This window comes from Paenibacillus sp. FSL R5-0766 (genome assembly GCF_037971845.1).
In the GTDB taxonomy this organism is placed as follows: Bacteria; Bacillota; Bacilli; order Paenibacillales; family Paenibacillaceae; genus Paenibacillus.
Genome location: NZ_CP150227.1, coordinates 587,629 through 607,017, shown reverse-complemented (window position 1 = coordinate 607,017; position 19,389 = coordinate 587,629). Strand labels below are relative to the sequence as shown.

18 protein-coding genes are annotated in these 19,389 nt (G+C 47.3%); all 18 read right to left on the bottom strand.

The window, feature by feature from the left end:
- Positions 1 to 10 precede the first annotated feature (10 nt).
- The 18 genes from MKY66_RS02820 to MKY66_RS02735 all read right to left on the bottom strand — a co-directional run bounded on the left by MKY66_RS02820 (position 11) and on the right by MKY66_RS02735 (position 19,243).
- Entirely contained in the window at positions 11 to 1,141 is a 1,131-nt protein-coding gene (locus MKY66_RS02820; protein WP_076215632.1) for a homocitrate synthase family protein, read from the bottom strand.
- Positions 1,142 to 1,463: 322 nt separating this feature from the next.
- Positions 1,464 to 3,275: a S9 family peptidase gene (locus tag MKY66_RS02815; protein WP_076215634.1), complete on the bottom strand. Its 1,812-nt coding sequence runs from the start codon at positions 3,273 to 3,275 to the stop codon at positions 1,464 to 1,466.
- 124 nt (positions 3,276 to 3,399) lie between these two features.
- On the bottom strand, positions 3,400 to 4,056 hold the full coding sequence (locus tag MKY66_RS02810) for a 4'-phosphopantetheinyl transferase superfamily protein (RefSeq protein WP_143760383.1): 657 nt from the start codon (positions 4,054 to 4,056) through the stop codon (positions 3,400 to 3,402).
- 135 nt (positions 4,057 to 4,191) lie between these two features.
- Positions 4,192 to 5,409, bottom strand: coding sequence for a pitrilysin family protein (locus MKY66_RS02805; RefSeq protein WP_076215639.1), 1,218 nt, complete (start codon positions 5,407 to 5,409; stop codon positions 4,192 to 4,194).
- Between the two features lie 15 nt (positions 5,410 to 5,424).
- Complete coding sequence (locus tag MKY66_RS02800) at positions 5,425 to 6,732, bottom strand: insulinase family protein (protein ID WP_076215642.1); 1,308 nt, start codon at positions 6,730 to 6,732, stop codon at positions 5,425 to 5,427.
- A gap of 25 nt (positions 6,733 to 6,757) precedes the next feature.
- On the bottom strand, positions 6,758 to 7,735 hold the full coding sequence (locus MKY66_RS02795; RefSeq protein ID WP_076215644.1) for a hypothetical protein: 978 nt from the start codon (positions 7,733 to 7,735) through the stop codon (positions 6,758 to 6,760).
- On the bottom strand, positions 7,732 to 8,865 hold the full coding sequence (locus MKY66_RS02790; RefSeq protein WP_076215647.1) for an arginase family protein: 1,134 nt from the start codon (positions 8,863 to 8,865) through the stop codon (positions 7,732 to 7,734). Before MKY66_RS02790 ends, MKY66_RS02795 begins: the two co-directional genes overlap by 4 nt.
- 33 nt (positions 8,866 to 8,898) lie before the next feature.
- A complete protein-coding gene (locus tag MKY66_RS02785; RefSeq protein ID WP_076215649.1) occupies positions 8,899 to 10,278 on the bottom strand; it encodes an MATE family efflux transporter in 1,380 nt (459 codons plus the stop codon).
- A gap of 19 nt (positions 10,279 to 10,297) precedes the next feature.
- On the bottom strand, positions 10,298 to 11,251 hold the full coding sequence (locus tag MKY66_RS02780) for a hypothetical protein (RefSeq protein ID WP_076215652.1): 954 nt from the start codon (positions 11,249 to 11,251) through the stop codon (positions 10,298 to 10,300).
- Positions 11,244 to 12,401 carry an acyl-CoA dehydrogenase family protein gene (locus MKY66_RS02775; RefSeq protein ID WP_083657329.1) on the bottom strand — a complete coding sequence of 386 codons (1,158 nt, stop codon included), beginning with the start codon at positions 12,399 to 12,401 and terminating at the stop codon, positions 11,244 to 11,246. The genes MKY66_RS02780 and MKY66_RS02775 overlap by 8 nt, the downstream gene beginning before the upstream one ends.
- A complete protein-coding gene (locus MKY66_RS02770; protein WP_076215657.1) occupies positions 12,401 to 13,135 on the bottom strand; it encodes a hypothetical protein in 735 nt (244 codons plus the stop codon). The genes MKY66_RS02775 and MKY66_RS02770 overlap by 1 nt, the downstream gene beginning before the upstream one ends.
- Before the next feature lie 25 nt (positions 13,136 to 13,160).
- Positions 13,161 to 14,108, bottom strand: a complete 948-nt coding sequence (locus MKY66_RS02765; protein ID WP_076215659.1) for a ketoacyl-ACP synthase III family protein — start codon at positions 14,106 to 14,108, stop codon at positions 13,161 to 13,163.
- 19 nt (positions 14,109 to 14,127) lie between these two features.
- Positions 14,128 to 15,000: a hypothetical protein gene (locus MKY66_RS02760; RefSeq protein ID WP_076215662.1), complete on the bottom strand. Its 873-nt coding sequence runs from the start codon at positions 14,998 to 15,000 to the stop codon at positions 14,128 to 14,130.
- The gene (locus tag MKY66_RS02755) at positions 15,000 to 15,260 is read right to left on the bottom strand and encodes a phosphopantetheine-binding protein (protein ID WP_076215664.1); all 261 of its coding nucleotides are present in this window, start codon (positions 15,258 to 15,260) and stop codon (positions 15,000 to 15,002) included. The genes MKY66_RS02760 and MKY66_RS02755 overlap by 1 nt, the downstream gene beginning before the upstream one ends.
- 15 nt (positions 15,261 to 15,275) lie before the next feature.
- Complete coding sequence (lysA, locus tag MKY66_RS02750; RefSeq protein WP_076215667.1) at positions 15,276 to 16,565, bottom strand: diaminopimelate decarboxylase; 1,290 nt, start codon at positions 16,563 to 16,565, stop codon at positions 15,276 to 15,278.
- Positions 16,566 to 17,954: an ATP-grasp domain-containing protein gene (locus tag MKY66_RS02745; protein ID WP_339806814.1), complete on the bottom strand. Its 1,389-nt coding sequence runs from the start codon at positions 17,952 to 17,954 to the stop codon at positions 16,566 to 16,568.
- Entirely contained in the window at positions 17,896 to 18,903 is a 1,008-nt protein-coding gene (locus MKY66_RS02740) for a ketoacyl-ACP synthase III family protein (protein ID WP_076215672.1), read from the bottom strand. The genes MKY66_RS02745 and MKY66_RS02740 overlap by 59 nt, the downstream gene beginning before the upstream one ends.
- Positions 18,904 to 19,021: 118 nt before the next feature.
- On the bottom strand, positions 19,022 to 19,243 hold the full coding sequence (locus MKY66_RS02735) for a hypothetical protein (protein WP_047840312.1): 222 nt from the start codon (positions 19,241 to 19,243) through the stop codon (positions 19,022 to 19,024).
- Positions 19,244 to 19,389 lie beyond the last annotated feature (146 nt).

The following is a 19,389-nucleotide window of genomic DNA, read 5'->3' as shown; positions in this document are numbered from 1 at the left end:
AAGCCTCTCTTCACGTTAATCTGACTTGTTTGTACTCTTCATAGATTGAGATCACTTCTTCATCTGTTATTTCTTGCTTGGAAGTAACGGCTTTATATCTAACCTGTTCTACAACTTTCTCCAACTCATCTCTTTGGGCATTCACATTATGTTTATGGAGGATATAAAGAATTGCATTACTGCCACTATGTTTCCCTATTACAATTTTCCTCTCACCTCCGACTAATTCCGGTGGATAAGGCTCAAACGCTTCCGGGATTTTAAGAACACCGTCTACGTGAATGCCTGATTCATGTGCAAACATAGCATCCCCGGTGACAGCTTTATTTTTGGAAATAGGTCTTCCAGAAGCAACAGAAACATATTCACTGAGTTCCTTTAAAAGGGACAAATTCACATTTAAATCAATCTGATTATGTTTGATAAGTCCTAACAATACCTCGTCGATCGGAGCTAACCCTGCCCTTTCGCCTAAACCATTCACTGTAAAGTGAACATGGGTAGCACCGCCTTTGACTGCAGCAAGTGTATTCGCAGTAGCTAGTCCGAAGTCATTATGCATATGTGCCATAATAGGCAATCCAGACTCTATCGAAATTTTTCTAAACAGATCATGTGCCTTAAAGGGAGTTAATATTCCGATGGTGTCTGAGCATCTCATTCGGTCTGCTCCTGCCTCTTTGGCGGCCTTCGCATAATGAACCAAAAAATCTTCTTCGGCTCTGCCACTATCCTCTGCACTGACCGATACCCATGCTCCTTGGCTTTTAGCATACTGAACCAACTCTTGCATCGTTTCGACTACCCATTCTCTAGATTTCTCAAACTTGTTTTGTAAATGGTGGTCTGAAGCAGGGAGACCGATATGTACAGAATTCAATCCACATGCAAACGAAGCTTCCAAGTCAGACTTTCTTCCACGATTCCATCCTATCAAACGCGCAGAAATGCCTGCATTGAGAATGGCAGAAATAGCTTCTGTTTCTGGTCCTCCCATTGCAGGAGTTCCCACTTCAATCGCAGTAACACCAACAGAATCGAGATATTTTGCAATTTGAACTTTCTCTTCAAGATTGAAGGAAACCCCTGGGGATTGTTCACCTTCACGCAAAGTAGTATCTTCCAGCCATAATTTATTCATTTTCTCACTCCGTTCGTTTTATTCTATGTATATTACTTTTTATCCATAAAAAGTAATATACATAGAATAAAACAGTTTCATCATCGTAGTGTTAAACAAACCTTCTCTTAATGTAAATAATTTACTTATTTTAAAATAAAAGTTCCCGTCAGCCATATTGCACAAATGATAAGACACGAAATCTAAAATGATGGGATGTTTGGGTAAGATATCCTCAAAAATCGATTGTTTCCTTATTATTCTTTTAAGAATTAAAAAGGAGCCGTTAACATCTAACGACTCGGATACTTACTATACGTATATTAGAGCTATAAACTACCAATCAAACGTGCAAGGCCGGTTTCTCCTGATGTTTCTGCAAAAACTCCAGCATCCGGCGGTACACGAGAATCTCGTTTGTCTTCCTGGAGAAGCCATGACCTTCATCATCCAAAACGATGTATTCCACATCAAGTCCCTTCGACTGGAGCGCGGCCACGATCTGATCGGATTCGGCCTTCACGACCCTTGGATCATTAGCACCTTGAATGACCAGCATTGGGTTCACCATCTGATCGAGATACGTAATCGGTGAATCCTTCGTTAAGCGTTCGCGGTCACGGACCGGATCACCCAGCCAGTTATCCATCATCGGCTTCCAGTCTTCCGGTACGGATTCCAGGAATGTGAACAAGTTACTTGGCCCAAAAATATCCACCGCAGCCCGGAACAGCTCCGGATGGCGACCTGCCAATAACAGGGTCATATATCCCCCGTAACTTCCACCTACCACAAACAACCGCTCTGGCGAGGTAATTCCCTGATCAAACAACCAGTTGATCCCGGCAACACAGTCCAGCCTTGGACCCTCACCCCAATCACGCTCAACCATCTTGACGAATTCCGCACCATATCCGGTACTGCCACGGAAATTCGGTGCAAAGACATGATAGCCCTGAGCGAGCATCATCTGGAACATCGGCCGAAAAAACTTCGCTTCGGATGCTTGCGGCCCACCATGAGGCCAAAATACGGTGTAACCATTGGCCTGCTCTGGTTTTGCTTTGAACAAGAGAGCTTCAATCTCCAGTCCGTCGTAGGAGTTATACTGAATAACGTCAGGGTACACGAGATCACTTGGATCCAGTCCGGTTACCCGATTGGCAGTCAGCGGCTCCCAGGACTCAGCACCTGCTATTTTGCGATAAATGTTATGCGGTTGGATCGCTCCACGTCCGAGGATATACACATTGCCAGCCTTCGTAACGTTCACCTGCTCTATCGTATCCAGCGGCATCTCTATGCGCCGAGGCTCATCGGCATTTTTGCCCAATACGTACATACGATTCTCTGGCCCTGTAAGTGTCCAGAAATATAAGGTCTCGGAAGCCTGATGCCAGCGGATGAACTCCACATCTTCCCCTTCGATTCTGCACAATAAGCGGAATTCGCGGGTATCAATACGGTATTCAGCCACATAGGCGTATGCGGAGTCATCATTGGTAATGAACAGAAGACGATTATCATCTGCAAAAATCAGATCAGATACCTGACTATAACGTTCTGAAGCTGGCAGAATCACCATTTCTTCATTGTTACGATACAGATGCGCCGTCTGATACGTATTGGAGTACATTTTTAAAATGACATAACTCTTCTCGTCAGGACTTACAGCAACCAGGCTGCTCGTAACCTCTTCTCCACTGTATAACAGTTCATCTTCCCCTGTCTCCAGATCGATGCGACGTGAATTAAGATAATTTGGATTACCCGCGCTGGTGACATAATAGAGACGCTGTCCATCCTCGGACAACTCAGAGAAATAACAGCGATCATTTGCTTCCGCCGGAACCACAGGCAGTGGAACACCACCCTCGGGTGGAAGTGCATACAGATGATAGTTCTCATCTCCATCCCGATCAAACGCGGTAAGCAGATGACGTCCTTGCGGGTCTGCTTTGATAAATTGACTGCTCTGATTCAAGTACGTTAAAGGATACGGGTATCCTCCAGGCAAATCCATCGCCCAAATATTCGGCTGACCGTTCAGATTGCTGTCCATGAACAAACGTTTCTCGTCTGCCGATACGGCAAAATGCGAAATACGGTACGTCTGAAAATATTGCTCGACATCCGGTTTGGGGAACTGAATCATGACAAACCTCCTTGGAATTGAACCAACGAATTTAACATTGGTAAATTAAGGTACCATTTGTCCATATTATAGGTAATGTCAATGTTTAGACAATAGATATGTGAGTTATAATTTAAAATTATCCTTAGCTTTGTTTATTATCAGCAACATTCATCCAGCGTACAAGTGGTCTTGTCTTCCCTGTAGTGCATAAGGTGGCGGAATAATTCGGACCTACGTTCAAAGACTGCAAATTATAATGTTGCCCTTCCCGTTCCACAACGTGATGCCCATCTAACCCTTCTCCCATCACCATCGTATTCAGTTTTCGCCACTGTCCGGACAGAGATTGACCACACGCCTTAATCCAAGCCTCTTTTTGTGTGAGAACTTGCCAAACACGCCGGATCGTTACCTGTTCTTCCTCCCTGTGATCCAGTACATAACACTTCTCCTCTTCCGTCAAAAATCGGCTGATCACCGCGCTCATCTGCAGCAACGGACGTACATGCTCAAGATCAATTCCCAGCTCTGTATGAGCCGCTAATGCCAGTACACAACATCCTTCGGTATGAGAAAGGTTAAACTGTGGTCCGCTCTGAACATAGGGTTTGCCTGAAGCCCCATATTCAATATGAATATCTGACGCTGATTGACCCGTGTACATTGCCAGTACTTCTCTCAGAAATGTACGCGACATAACCAGCTTCCGAGCATCATTCATGGATTGTTTCTGTTTTCTCTGTACACGTTCAATTTCATCCTCGCTCAGTACACAGGTGTCTATATCCAACCTAGACAAAAAAACCTCTCCCTTGTGCGGAAGAGGCTGCGCCCAGATATGTACTTCATTTGCCACAAAATGAACCTCAGCGGATCCCTTCCATCCTGTAAATGCAGGTATCACAAGGCCACCCCCTCTCCCTACTCTTCTTGCTCAACGAACAACGGACATCCTCAGATGACTCGGTTTCGCTATACGTCTTAGGTGGATTCCGATCTCCTCATCCGTCAGTTTCATAGCACATTCGCTCATTTGCATGTAATCCAGCCCGATAACGCCATATTCAGAGATGTGCATGCAACGTTTTTTCAATGAATCCATATCTGCATAGTGGTTACTGATCCACTTCATCCGAGCATAGTGTATATCTTCGGAAGAGAGCATACGGTCCTGAATGCGACTGCATTCTTCCTTAACTCGTTGATGTAATTCAACGGGATCAACGGAATACCCACAGACATTGGAGAAAGCAAATTCCTGCCTGTAATAGTGATCCCAATGACTCCCCTTCCCGAGCAAACCTGACTTCACACTCTCTGTAAAGAATGTTGAAGTCTCTCCTAAAAGGGCTTCGATACCAATCATGGTTGCAACCTGAGTCTCCAATTGCGTAACCGGCTTCTCTTCCTGAAAGCCAAACCGGACAAGAGGTATCGAAGATCCACCATTCATTTCCTTATAAGTCTCGTCCTGTTCCTGCAACGGCTGAATGAATGGAGTAGGGGACATGATCTTGGGTTGATCCATCGAAAAGTTCTCTAACCATTCGAATATCTCCGTCGGTTCAACAGGTCCCACTACTGCCACAGACATTCGAGAAGCCGCATAATGACTTGTATAGGCATTGCTCAGCCATTCTACGGTAATGTCGGCAATACTCTCCGGTGTGCCCGCAACATCCTGTGTGATTGGATGGTCGTTACCATACATCATCTGCAACAATTGCTGAAGAGCCAGCCAGGAGGGTTGATCCTTGTACATTTCCAGTTCCTGATGAATCGCCGCCCGCTCACGCTCAATGTTTCCTTTCGTGAAATAGGGGGTTGCAATCATATTCATAAAAAGTTGAAGGCTGTTCCTTAGATTGCCTGTACAAGCAAGTTGGTACGTCGTTACATCATAACGCGTCAGCGCCGACGTTGAGGCCCCTTCGGCATGAAGAAGTGATTTGACGGACTGACCATCGGGATTATAAAACATCATGTGTTCGAGGAAATGTGCCGTACCCGCAAGCGTAATATCGTGAATGGACCCATAGGGTACAGAACAGGATACAAATGTATGACTATATTTGGGTTGTGGCAGTATACTCACGTTCAGGCCGTTGGATAAACGCTTGCAGACACATGAATTTAATGTGGTACTACTCATGATTTCCCTCCTGTACTATGCGGAATATTCACTCTCAGGGTACAGAATCCATGTGACTTCTTTCCTTAACCCGGTAGCAACGGAAGCCACCCTTTCAGGCGTTACTTCTGCTATTTCTTCAAGGAATTGTACAGTCGTCATCTGACTTTCGCTCAACACCTGATCCATATGATTAGTAATGACCTGATGTGGCAGATCGAATCCGACCTGAACATAATGCATCACATTCTGCACAGCGGTATATAACTCCCTCTCGGATACATCTCCGTCACAGATTCTCTTCCATTCCATATCGATTCCTTCGAGAACAGCCGTCACGTTAGCACTGCTGGTGCCCGTTGTAATGTGAAGCGTTTCCCGAAAATCATCCAATGTGCTGGTAACTTGATATACCAACTGGGAACGTTCACGTAATTCAACCTGCAACCGGGACGCGGGTGTCGCTCCAAATAAGGTATGGAATACAAACAAAGCCGGATATAAAGCAGAGCCATATCGAATACCTGTACTATAAGTAACATTGATCTTGCACTGTTGGATGTCCAACAGTTCCATCATCATGGCTTCAGCCTCCCGCTGCTCGGCAGGATTACCTTGTCTCCCCTCTACTTCCGAACAACAGCGTTTGAACACTTCCCTGTTCCCACATTCAAATTGTTCCCAGATCAGATCCATAATTCGCCCAGGATGAATATCACCAAGAACATGAACATGGATCGGAATGTGGATCAATGCCTGATAGTGCCGACACAACTCATGAGATATGACACAATGCCGTAATTCATCCAGAGCCAATTGACGGTTCTGCCCTTCATACCCCATCCATTCCAGACAACGGCTCTGCACCACCTTGTCCCAATCTGTTCCATCATGCGCGAAATGATGTTCGGTCCAAGCCATTTCATCCTGTACCTGCATCTCATCGAACATGCCATGATCATCAACCGCCGGGTCATACAACAAGCCTGCGAGTAATTGCACAGCGCTATGTATGGCTTCCATCTGTGTTCCAGTTATTAACTTATTTTGTGTTATACGAGGTATGCGCATCGTGATCGAGGCAATCTGAGTATCGCCTTTGTAATCAAAACGACAGGTCAGGTCTGCACCATACAGGGACCATAACTGTTGCTGGAGTAGCCGGTTCGATGGAAAGCGACGACAGCTGTTCATTAACAAACGGACGATCATGACAAATATTGCTGAGGGTATGGTTTGCTGTGCATTGATCAGATTAATCTGCACGTAATCATTGGCATATTGTTGAGTTGGCAGCACATGCACCGACAGATTGTTACGCCTCTCCGTAGTAAAAGACTGCATCTTTCGCCCCTCCTCTCACTTCCATCTACGAACTGATGTTATAGACTGCTCCACTGTCCGTGTTTAGACCGAGCTGTCCAAAACCATCAAGTGGCTTGGAAATCCAGTCCACACGGCTGACTGCTTCATCAGTAATTGACGTTTCATCATCTCGCCAGTGAATGACCTGCTGGTGATGCCTGTCCCAGAAACGCCACAATGCTGGTTGGCTTAACAGTTGCTCGCGAAATGGCTCGTATATCCTATCAGCAGAAGCCTGAATATCCTGATCCAATACAACTGGTGGCAGAAAAACGATCTTGGAACGAAAGTCCTCTGTAAGGGTCATAAAGTATACACATACTGGCTTTTGTGTTTTGGCCAAAATACGAAAAATACCACTTCGAGTGCGAATTTTCGAACTTAGAAAAGGTAGTTCAACAGCATGGTTATCCGTATTGAATCCGGTCTGTCCATCTACAAAAAGACTGAATGATCCACCTTTCCGCAAATGGGAATACAGCCTGATACCAATCATCTCATCCTCCGCATTGAGCAGTTCCGCACCTGCATACTTGCGGATGGCCTCCCAACCGGACAGCTTCTTCTCCTGTTCCACTGTTTCCTGCTCGGCGATCAGATAGAATGGAAGCTTGGCAGACATATGGCCTGCACGTATTTCCTGTCCAATCGTAATCATATTGTGCCTCACAAAACCATAATGCCAGGTTAATAATGCCCCACCTTCACGCAACGTTGCCTGCAGATGTTCCCGCCCCTCTACCTCATCCCACTCCATAAACGAATAGGGGCTTTTTTTGTGTTCATTAATTGTACGAAGAAATGCGAGATAGTCCATCCAGATGGACTCCGCAGACTGTTTTGGCTTAAGCGGAGCCATCTCCTTGATAATGTTCATCAGTGCATAAAAGGACCCCAAATGAATGCCATCCTGCCGCTCCTTATGAAGTTCATCTCTGACCTGTTCACGATACATATCATACAAAGATCTAAAGTTCATCATCTACGTGTCCCCTCCAAGGCTTGAGAAACTCTAGTAGCAACTTTTCCATGTCGCAGGTAATTTCGATGCATGCCATCCATCATATACGTAAGCATTCTGAGGGCCATCTCATATTGCCCCGGAATGCATTCATCCGATTCCGCTTCCTGTCCTTCCACCATATCAAAGCCCACGTAGGGCAAGGAGGATTCCAGCGCTGCGACCACACAGTTTCGGGTGTTAAACCATGAGGGGCCTCCACTGATAGGAAAATCAACATAAGGAAAACTCCCAGGATCAAGACAATCTAAGTCAAACGATAAATAGGCCGCCTCCGCCTGAAACTTGTGCTGTATATCAAGCAGGGTTGTCCGCACTCGTTCCGGGGTCATCTGTTCTGCAGGAATCTGAACCAATTTGGGATGTTTGTACATCTGATCTACAGAACGAAGGCCGCGCAGACCAATCTGCACGACTGCGGCGATGCCGTCCTCCGTCAGTAGATGCCTCACAAAATTGGCATGATGCATCTCACTCTGATGAATAGCATCCACCCCGCAATCATGGTGGGCATCAAACTGGACGAGTATGATTCTTGCATTGGATCGACTCAATATGGATTTCAGGATGGAATACGTAATGGAATGATCTCCACCAATGCAGCACAGTAGCGCCTCTTCCCTTTCGGTATATACCAGAGCTGAGTTAAGCCCCTTCGAGTAGGAAGAATCCGTATCATCTGTTTGGCAAGTACCCAAATCCTGCATTATTACTGATTCAAGTAATCTCTGGCCACTGCCAATGTCATATAGTCCTGATATGCGGGATTGCGTCAGAGCTGGATACATTACCTTTTTCCAAGATTCGGCCCGAAGAGATTGCTCAAATCCCGCGACTTTTGATCCCTCCATACCTGAACCTCCCGAATAGGGAATACCCAGCATATAGAGATGCGGTGAATCTTGACCTACGAGAGGTTCCAGTGAAAAATAAGGCTCATCTGGAGGGTCAATGCCATCTAGCTGGGGGATCGGACGTGTCTCCAATTCTTCAGCGGGTTCAATCTGATAGAACTGGCTGAACGTCTCATCGGCTGCAATCAACGTTTCGCCGATGCGGCGTACCAGGTATGCAGGTTCCGGAGCTTTCATAAAGAGACCTCCTTTATTTGATATTGGTTATATCTAGGTCGAATAACTCTGAGCAGCTAGACCCTCCTGCTCATCCGCGTCAGTTGGTTTATGCCCGGATGAATCTGTATAGTCCTTTTTGAACAGCCTGATCACGGGTAAGATGCATAATAAACTCGCTGCATTAACAAAAGCAATGACGCCATAGAAGTATCCCACATGATCAAAGATTCGTGTCAGCCCCCACCCTGCAACAATAATAAGCAGAAAATAAGCAGCATTCATAAGCAAGGCCTGATAGCCGCGTCCGCTCTGTTCCATGGTAAGCAGCGTTGTCATCATAGGACCCATGGTCAGATAGGAAAGGGAAACCACTGCCAGATATCGGGCCGCTTCTGCACGGGATACGGGGTCCGCAATCAGAAAAGCTGTCAACGGTTCCCGCCATACCCAGATGGATACGGCAATTACGGCATAAAGAATGAATGACTGTACCAGGCCTCTGCGATAGCTCTCGTATGCACGTGGTCGATGAGCCTCTTTGAGATTATGATTAATCATGATCCCGATAGCCGATCCAATAACGATTCCGGGCAGTATAGCCATCGTCTGAATTCGGTATCCAACTCCGAACCCAGCAACTACCCCTTCCCCAAATCGACTGACGATTTTGTTGAAAAAGAAAGTACTCAAAAAGATAAGACAGTACGAAATAAATACGGGAATGCCTACCTGCTGAAGTGCAATGAGATGTTTCCACACCAATGTTATCCGTTCATACACAAATTCCTTCCTCAATATCAGAATCAGAAGGCTTATGAGCAAAGAGAGTGTTGAAGAAATAAGATTGGCGTATACAATTCCCTTCAATTCCATTCCAGCCACCGAAACGAACCAGTACACCAGCATAATGTTGAGCGAAGCCGTACCTACGGAATTCCACGCTGCCGCTTGAGCCCGGCCCAACCCACGCAATGCGGCACCACCCACCGCTGCGAGCACAGCGGGCACACCTGCTGCCATCATGCCCGCCACATAAATGGTAAACATGGGCCTTACATCCATAGGGACGGCATAAAACCAGGAGAGAAGTGGCGACACCAGCATAACCACACCGCCAGCAACAATTGAAAAAATAGCTGCGCTGCCAAGCATATGCCCAAGTAGCGATGTAAAAGCCCGCGAACCCTCCGCTCTGCTCCGTGAGACAGCAACCTGAACCGACAATTGCATGGCTTCCACAAGCGCAATCATGATAAAGGAAATGGGAATATACAGTGATAGCACATATAACACGGTCTGACTGGTATGACCCATAAAAAAAACATTGACCAGCTGCGTTGTTACGTTAACCAAAGAAGCAAGCAGCATCGGTATTGCAGTGCGGATTAACAGCCGGTTCACCGATCCCGAAGTGTAATCCAGACCTTTCAAATTTAATCCCCTCCTCCATTCATGATGTCTTCACTTCCTGATGTAGTGTGAGACGACTCAGGACAGGCATATGTACTACATGTACACAACAGGCTGATAACAGCCGTTCGCCATCCCAGGATATCAATAGAACACGATCATCTACCTTTATATTTCCGTTCTGTAATTGTTCAGCGAGCTGTATCCACACGTCGCCACTTTGGTAATCAATAGTTTCAGGTACGTGGTAGACTGACTTGATCAAGGATATGCCTGGCTTCGAATAAGGGATTATGTGTCTACGTAAACGGGATTGAAGAAGAATATTCTCCGTCTGACCAGCATCCATGAACTCATCTATAATGGATATAATCTCTGAAGCCATAACACTCCCTTCGATATCGTCAACCGTTCTCTTTCCTATATAATTCACGGCAAGAGCACCGGACTGTCTGTTTAACTCCAAGGCAACAGCCATATCAGACAGATCTCCGGGAGAATCGTGCTCTTCAATCACACGTTGTTCCGCCAGAACAAACATTCCCCGTTCCTCTCTCCCTAGTGTCCATGCTGCAGCCTGCACTCCTTCCGTAGCAGCGAGTGGTCCCATATGGGAAAGTGCCAGTGGATAGTCCACCTTCCAGGAGGTAGACTCCAGAATTCGGGCCAAAGGTGGATTCATGGCGTAACGTTCAGGATAGGTCTGGGCCAGAATCAGCAGATCCCAGCGCTCACTTGTACCAGAAGCCAAAGGTTCCATGACAACAAGCGCAAGATCACCGGCAGTTACCCGTTGATCATCGGATCGCAAAGAGCGGGTTCGCACAGTAGACCTGTCATAATAGTTCTCTTCCATATATATGTGTGGAGATAAGTAATAGTAATCTTCCACATCGAGCATGTCCGTGGTATACAAGTGATCTTCGGCCGTAACCCAACAGATATGATTAACATAGACAGACATCGCGGGAGGATTATTTAGCGTATCAGGCATGCTTCATTTTTCCATTGGCATAGGCTTGGAAAACGTTGATCTTCTGAATGGAGGTAGTTCCTTCCATGAATTCGAAGGCACGCGCATCCCGATACCATTTATTCAATAAAGGATGGTCAATCATGGAACCAGGTCCCATCAGGTCAAGCGCCAGTTCCGTGGCCTCCTCAGCCAGTGCTCCAGCACGAATTTTGCTCAGGGAAGCCAGATACCCTTTCTGCACATCCGCATCAATCTCCGCCGCGGCGCTGCGAATCATGCTACGGATTGAATGCAGGCGCATCTCCAGTCGCTCTAACTCCACCTTCTCCCTCTCCGAGAAAACAGACCTCTGCTCCTTCACATAATCATATGCTGCCCGTGCGACTCCAAGCGCAAGTGCAGCGACACCAGGCCGCATACGATGAAAGGTCTGAAGCGCGCCCCATAATCCACGCTTGGTTGGACTGAGATGACGCCCGATAATATCTTCCTCAGCCAGCGGAAAACCATCCAACGTAAGGTGACTCAATTGCACACCTCTAACCCCCATCGTATCCAGAGGTGTGGCGCTGAATCCCTGCACAGACGTGTCTACCAGCGCGATCTGGATGCCGAGAGGCGTACGATTGGTCTGAGCAAATACCAGTCCGATGCTGGCACGACTACCATTACCGATGTAGAACTTCTGTCCGTCAAGGTTCAGTCCGCCTTCCTTGTTCCGCGAAATTCGTGTGCCAATACCCGTAGCATCCGAGCCCTTTTCCGGTTCAGTAAGAGCGAAGAATGACCACGCGGGTCCCTTGAGAAAATGAGAATAGTACCGCTCCTTCTGTTGTGAGTCAGCCAGAGCTGATATGATTACACTGGACATTGATGGACCCGGGCTCCCGAGAAATACACCGGCATCACCTGCTGACAGTTCCTCAATCGCGATAACTCTTTCCAGACAGGAAAGACCATAATATCGTTCCTGACCTACAGTGACGATCGGTTCACCGCCATATTCCGGCGGGATCATCATGCGATTGATGGTTCGCAGAGATGCCAGATGTGTGAACTCAGCTATACGCTCAGGTTCACGGTCAATGACCAGGCCAATATCACGTAATTCCGTGGCATATTGTTTCATTTCCTGCTCAAAAACAGCAATGGTAGATCGTGTAATCATCAGAAGGCCTCCTTCGGAATGAGCAGCATATTTTTGACCATTTGACCTGCATACACGTAAGCCGAGATCGCATGTCGCAAATAGCCAAACCCTCCTCCAAGACGCTGTAATTGACGGAAGGCCTCATCCAGTTCTTGATGAACCCATGTGCGTGTACGAGCCTCCGAAATGCCTGATTGCTCCAATACGAATTCATCCGACTGAATAGTCTCAGCCATATATAGTACAGTCAATACATCAGCAATCATGCCCTTGACCAGTTGATGCTGAAGTGTGGATTGCCCCCCTGAGTTGCGACTGGATAGATGATTACGCACTTGCTCCAATCCTGCGCTGCACAGTTCAGTACGGAAATAAAGCAACCGTTTTCGGAGATCAGCTATATCACCTGTTACATCATCTTGTTTTTCAAAAAATGCCACATCTTCATTCCGAAGTTCCGATATTCGGTAGAGTAAAAGACCTGAAGGCTCCAACATCCGATCTTCCACCCGATCCGCACGTACCTGTTTCCATTCGTAGATATGGCCTGTCTCTGCATGACATATCCATGGCCCACTTTTCACGAGTTCAGGTGTCGCCAGTATTATCCCCCCTTGGCATAACAACACGGGACGTGTATCCAAACGCAACATTGCTGCTTCCAGCAGATCTGTTACAGTGGGTACCGGACGACCTGCGGCCTCTGCACCAACCGGCACAGTGCCTACCTCATCAGAATTCAAGACTGACATATGCACTCCTCCTATTGACTCATGATCAACAATCTCCATGCTCAATTAACGCAAAACCAAAAAAACTGCCCAGCCCAATGCTGACCAGTACGGACCTGTCCCCCTTATGCACCCATTCATTCTCTAGCCCGGAGCTTAGATTGATGAACGCATCCGTGGAGAAGGTATGTCCAATCCGCGGGATATTATCCAGGTAAATTTGTTTTTGATCCACGCCTGTACGCTTTGAAAACTCCTTCCATGTAGTCCAATTGACGTTGTGGGGAAAGATATGATCTACATCATGAAGTGTCAGGCCCTCTGCTGACAGCAGCTCTTCCATGCCTCGAATGATATGATCCACATACAGCTTGTTAAATGACGTCATCTCTTCCACTTCAGCATAATATCCGGTATGGAACCTCGTATCCAGAAGAACATGAGCAGCCTGTAAGACGTGCTGACCATGGTTTCTGGATAGAAGCATGGCAACAGCCGAGTCACCCAGAATCGTAGACTTTCGAATATATCTCCAGTCGGGTGGCATGAAATTAAACTGATCGGCACACACCAATAAAACATTACGAATATCAGGCTGTGTACGGGAGATTCGTTCAAGCCATTGAAGAGCGGCTATCGAGGACGCACAGTTCATCTGTGAAATACTATAAAAGGGGATATGCTCAAGCCCATATTCACTCAGAGCCCGCTGCAAGGGCTTATAATCCCCTGGTGCTTGTACATGTGCAGAATGGGCATAGAGCACAAGGTCAATGGCAGGCAAGGGTTGTCTGTCAACAAGCTGTCCAATCGCGCGAACGATAGAATGATCCAGATGCTGACCCGGAGGGGTAACGGGAACACCGTTCAGACGATGATATTTGCGCAGTAATTGAAGCTCTCCTTTACCCAGTCCCAAGGATTCGAGGATAACCTCGGGCTCTTCGATCTGATCAGGCAAATACACACCGATATCCACTATACCCAGTCCCATCACGTTTCCCTCCTCCTGATTACAGCTCTTCGTATCCACCTGCATGAATGAGAAGTGCATAGATAAACTTGTCATCTGGCTCCAGGTGCATCAGACATATGTATTCATCTGTGCACCGATCTTCAAGAAGTTGCTTCAGACCAAAGAATGGTGCAGCGCTCCAGTGAGCAGGATCGTAACTCCCTTGCCAGCCTGTAGCATGAAACCATTCGGTACCGGACACTTCCTGCTCCAACAGCGGATGGACAAGAAGACTGATCTGAGCCAGATTAACGGATACCTGAACGCAAAGCCTATCCAGCAGCAATTCTGCTGTCTCGGCAATCGAACTCTCGGCATATTGTATTTCCACACCGACAAGGGATGAACCGCCTTCTGCCAACCGATCCAGAACCAGAACAGCTCCCGTGTCGGGTTCTACAATCTCGCCCACTCCTTCCGTCTCATAGGGAAGAGACGTCTGATCAAGCACAAGCAACATTCCCCGATCGTAATTGCCGCTGTTCAGATAATGCTGGAGCATATGAAGTGCCGCGAACGGTGCCCCGAACCCCATATCGTTCACGGCAAAACTCAGGAACCGTGCCTGATAACGGTCCATCAGATAGTTGACAATGGAGATATCTGGACGAATATTGGGAAAATGATAGGCCAGCAGGAGAACATCCACGTCTCCCATGATCTGATCCAACCCCGACTCTTCGAGCAGTAGTACACTCATATCATGATAGGCATTGTTATAACGACCCTCCAGCAGATGAAACCGGGGTACCACGGGGGACCCCGCCAACAAATCACTGTGAAATCTTAACAACTCCGGATGTTCGAACGGAGGCTGCTTGTCCGTAAACAGCCTGACCTTCATGTCCCGGATGGTAACAGGCGCCGCCATCAGGCAGCAACGAGTTGCTTTTCGATATATACAGCTAGCGAACCCACTGTGTTAAATACATCTGGCTCCAGTTCATCCGGGTCGATCTCCAGCCCATCAATACGGTCTTCCAACGTCATCAATAGTTCCAGAACAGACGTTGAATCCAGATGAAGTTCATCAAATAAGGATGTGTCCCATGTAACAGCGTGGTTCTCTTCCATATTCAGCACTTCGGCAAGGGCACCTTTGATTTCTTCAAGCAATACTGCGGTTGTCATGATCATCATCTCTCCTCATCTGTTGGTTACTGCGGAATGTGAAACAGGGATCAAACGCTGTTTGCCCAGTAGATCTTCGGGAGTATCCCTTTCCCGAATCAGATGGGCTTCTCCACCACTAATCATCACTTCAGCTGGACTTCCATGACTGAGAAAATGGGTCGGTGAAGCAGTAGGGCCGTAGGCACCGGAATGAAATACACCAATTAAATCCCCTTGTTCAACGGGAGGCAGGTTTACTTTTTTGCCAATAACATCATTCGGGGTACACAAAGGGCCAGTAATATTAAACTCTGCAACCGGGGATTCTCCGTAACGTGACAAAGATGCAATCGGGAAATTGCGCTTCACATACGAACCGATTCCGACCGCAGCCATATGACAATTGGTACCACCATCGGTCACAACAAACGTCTCTCCATACGACTCCTTGACATATAAGGCTCGGCTAACCAGCATCCCACTGGTTCCCACCAGATACCTTCCCAGTTCCATGAACAGTCTGATGTCAGGATGCTTTTCCTTGAATTGTTCGAACAAAGGGTTCAACTGTGCAGACAGGGCACTCACAGACAGCGGCTGTTCTCCCTCGTAATACGGAACTCCAAGACCACCGCCCACATCTACCATCTGCAGCCGAATACCCAGTTGCTCCTCCAGCCGTTCGGCAAGCTCCAGAATGTGACGTGTGTTCTCCACAATAGGTTCCACGTCAAGCATACGGGTCCCCATGTATACATGCAGACCGATAATATCCACATGTGAGCATCGTTCCAATTGCTGTCGCCCCTGCATCACAGTATCCTCATCCATGCCAAACTGGCGTGGTTTGCCACCCATCGTGAGCCGTGAGCCCTTCACGGTAAAAGAAGGATTGATTCTCAGTGCCACGGGGACAATCCGTCCCTCTTCAGCTGCAATGGCTTCAATACGGTTAAGCTCCTGAAACGATTCACAGACGATTGCGTAAATGCCATGACGAATGCATGCGGTTATCTCCGCGTCGGTCTTGCCTGGTCCGAGGAAGATTATACGCTCCGGATTTGTACCCGCCTGTAGTGCGGTATGTAATTCGGCCATGGAACAGACCTCTGCCTGGGCTCCAAGCCCCTGAAGCAGGTGAACAATTGAAATATTGGGATTAGCCTTTAATGAGTAGAACAATTCCACCTTTGGAGTCAGCAGGCTGCGAAGTTCTTCATATACTCGCTCTAATACCTCAGCGTCATAGACGTATAATGGTGTACCGAATCGTGCAGCGATGGTCGAAATCGCAAGCCCTTGAATCTGATAATCTCCAGACATCTACTTCACCTCGTTTATGAATGATAACTTGGCTTCAACCGCAGCATCCGTCGCCCGTAGCTGCTCAGCCGAATGAGCAATAATGACACCATAGAGACGACCAGAGAACACACGATCTTCACCTTTGAAGGCCGCATTGACCGTTGCAAAATTGTTGATAAGTATGCCCTCGCCCTTCAGCGGATCAAATAACAGAGGACCAAGTGTTGACCTTAACTTTTCATAATCCAGGCGGTGATTCAAACGAAGTGTATATTTTTTGGCCAAAGCTAACATCCCCTCAGGAATCCACTGGTTCTGGATCTCAGTCTGATACGTCGACATGTTAAACCTTGCATTGATCTCCAGATTAGGCCACACACTTCCGTCCTCATCCAGAATGGCATCGATACCGGCTACACCGTAATATCCGTCCCGATGGAGCGCAGCCCCAATCTGCAATGCCGCATCCCGAATCACCTCAATCTGCGCAACGCTGAGACGTGGTGGCATGAGATGCCCCTGATGAACACCCTGTTCAACCAAGGATTCCTTTACACCAAGAAATTCGATTTCTCCACTTTTATAAACTAAAATCTGGTAATTCAGATCACATGTTTTGTTCATCCACTGCTCCAGCACATAATTCACAGCTCTTGTCCCATTCTTGCTTGCCTGTTTCTCCAGTAATTTCATGCATTTGTGGAAACGGGCTTCATCTGCAATAACGGTGATTCCCTTGCCCGAGACGCCCATCGAATCCTTCATGACAATGCGCCCGCCCTGTTCCAACACGGATTTCATACGTTCAAATCCGGACGTAAGTTCCTCCAGTGAGTAACACTCACAGCCAGGAATCTGGCGGATACCCAGTTCGGCATTAAGCCTTCGGGAGTAGCCCTTATCATTGACTTTGCGGAAAATGTCAGCCGGTGGTACCGCAAGGGGAATACCTGTGCGTTGGGATAGTTCTTCTTCCTGATCCGAGGCTCCGAAGGGAACCAGATAAGCCTGTATATCCTGTCTATCTGCCAGTTCACGCAGCCTGTCCAGCGTACGCTGACAATGCAGGATGTTAGCTGTAATATTCAATCCCGGTTCATTATATTCAGTAGCAATTAAACGTGATCGACCAAAACCGATGGCCTGTGCATCTGCTATAAACCCGGAATCCGGCAGTTCCTTGAGCAATACGACATCCTGTTCACCTGCCAGGAAAATCCCCAGCTCCTCCATCCGGTTTACAACGTCAGCAGCCGAACCAACACTCAGGGAAGGCAACTTCAGTACCCCCTGCTCATTCCAGTATTCTTCGACTTCAAAATTGTTTATATAAATAAAAACAGCTTCATCATGACCTGTAAGCGCCTGCTTCAGCTTTCTCGAAAATCCGGTCAACAGTGTGGTCAATCTCATCACCTCGTTCTTCTGCGAACTGCATCACCGCCACGCTGAATGTTGCTCCCAGCCCAACCGTGACAAGCAAATAGTAGTCGTCCTTCTGCAAAAGCCCCTGATCTGAAATCTCTTTCAGATTGATATAGGGATCGGAACAGAAGCAATGCCCGATTTCGCCCACATTGGATGTGTACACCCGCTCCAATGGATAGGACAATCGTGCAGCAACCTTTTTCCATGAAGACAGATTCACATTGTGCGGGACAATATAACGGATATCCTCCAACGTCAGGCCCGCCCCATCGATTGCCTCGTGAATGACATCACAGAGCTGGGGTGTATAGATTTCCTGAAATTCCTTGAGCGTCTCGGGATCACCTGTCAGCACGTTGCAGAATTGTCCAAGGGTTACGTTCGTAAGCCCCATCATCCTGCTTCCCGGGCCGGATTTACCAAGCAGTATGGCGGCCGCAGCTTCGCCCATAACGGTTGTATTGGGGATGAGCTGTACAATGGGACTGAATGTTTTTTCACCTGTTACGATTAAAATATGATCATCCTCTTCCAAAGAGGGCAGCAATGTTGCAGCAACATCTAGCGCAATCAGACCGGAGGCACAGTTCTGCTGTGTCAGTGAAAACGCAATGGCATGATGCATACCGTAAGCCTGCTTCAGACCTTGCAATACCTTCATTGGAAAGGGGAAATTTTCCTGAATTGTGTGGCAATAAATGATATACTTAATAGAAGATGGAACAACTGTCGGACTGTTTACCACCTGGGCGAGTACACGTCCTAACAGCTTAGTCAGATCACCGTCTTTGTCTTGCGGAACCTGTTTCAGACCGTGAATTTTCTCCAACACTTTGGTCTGGGCTTGTTTGAGTCCCAGATGTTCGTTTAACTCCCGGACAGGAACGAAGAACTTGGGAATGTATGACCATATTTGCTTGATATGCATCGGTTTAGGACACCTCGTTATACCCATCATACGGAGCACTCTCAATATAGGGAGAGAGCTTCATCCGAAGCTCTCATCTATTGGACTAACCATAATGCCATAGAGTAGATACAAGGGATTATGCACGAGCCGCTACTGCACGAGCAGATACCGCACGAGCTGCTACTGCGCGAGCCGATACTGCGCGAGCTGCTACTGCACGGGCAGAGACTGCACGAGCAGAGACTGCACGAGCACTAACTTCACGCGTTTCGCCCAGCACGTTCACTTCCGATTGTACTGCTTCCAACTCTTTGTTCTTCAATTGTTCCAATGTAATGGGAGTCGCTTTAATGATCATTGATTTATTCCTCCTTTCGTCTTGGATACTATCATTCTATAATCTCCCAATTTGGATTTAAACTGTAAAAGGAGGTAAATGGATTTCTCGCACGCCTTACCCCTTGCTCATACCAAATCCCAGCATTCAATATACAACTCACATTT

What these genes read in the sequence shown, in the direction of transcription:
- MKY66_RS02820 (WP_076215632.1), bottom strand. Translation starts at nt 1,141, where the DNA reads ATGAATAAATTATGGCTGGAAGATACTACTTTGCGTGAAGGTGAACAA.
- MKY66_RS02815 (WP_076215634.1), bottom strand. Translation starts at nt 3,275, where the DNA reads ATGATTCAGTTCCCCAAACCGGATGTCGAGCAATATTTTCAGACGTAC.
- MKY66_RS02805 (WP_076215639.1), bottom strand. Translation starts at nt 5,409, where the DNA reads ATGAGTAGTACCACATTAAATTCATGTGTCTGCAAGCGTTTATCCAAC.
- MKY66_RS02800 (WP_076215642.1), bottom strand. Translation starts at nt 6,732, where the DNA reads ATGCAGTCTTTTACTACGGAGAGGCGTAACAATCTGTCGGTGCATGTG.
- MKY66_RS02795 (WP_076215644.1), bottom strand. Translation starts at nt 7,735, where the DNA reads ATGATGAACTTTAGATCTTTGTATGATATGTATCGTGAACAGGTCAGA.
- MKY66_RS02790 (WP_076215647.1), bottom strand. Translation starts at nt 8,865, where the DNA reads ATGAAAGCTCCGGAACCTGCATACCTGGTACGCCGCATCGGCGAAACG.
- MKY66_RS02780 (WP_076215652.1), bottom strand. Translation starts at nt 11,251, where the DNA reads ATGCCTGATACGCTAAATAATCCTCCCGCGATGTCTGTCTATGTTAAT.
- MKY66_RS02775 (WP_083657329.1), bottom strand. Translation starts at nt 12,401, where the DNA reads ATGATTACACGATCTACCATTGCTGTTTTTGAGCAGGAAATGAAACAA.
- MKY66_RS02770 (WP_076215657.1), bottom strand. Translation starts at nt 13,135, where the DNA reads ATGTCAGTCTTGAATTCTGATGAGGTAGGCACTGTGCCGGTTGGTGCA.
- MKY66_RS02765 (WP_076215659.1), bottom strand. Translation starts at nt 14,108, where the DNA reads ATGGGACTGGGTATAGTGGATATCGGTGTGTATTTGCCTGATCAGATC.
- MKY66_RS02760 (WP_076215662.1), bottom strand. Translation starts at nt 15,000, where the DNA reads ATGGCGGCGCCTGTTACCATCCGGGACATGAAGGTCAGGCTGTTTACG.
- MKY66_RS02755 (WP_076215664.1), bottom strand. Translation starts at nt 15,260, where the DNA reads ATGACAACCGCAGTATTGCTTGAAGAAATCAAAGGTGCCCTTGCCGAA.
- lysA (WP_076215667.1), bottom strand. Translation starts at nt 16,565, where the DNA reads ATGTCTGGAGATTATCAGATTCAAGGGCTTGCGATTTCGACCATCGCT.
- MKY66_RS02740 (WP_076215672.1), bottom strand. Translation starts at nt 18,903, where the DNA reads ATGCATATCAAGCAAATATGGTCATACATTCCCAAGTTCTTCGTTCCT.
- MKY66_RS02735 (WP_047840312.1), bottom strand. Translation starts at nt 19,243, where the DNA reads ATGATCATTAAAGCGACTCCCATTACATTGGAACAATTGAAGAACAAA.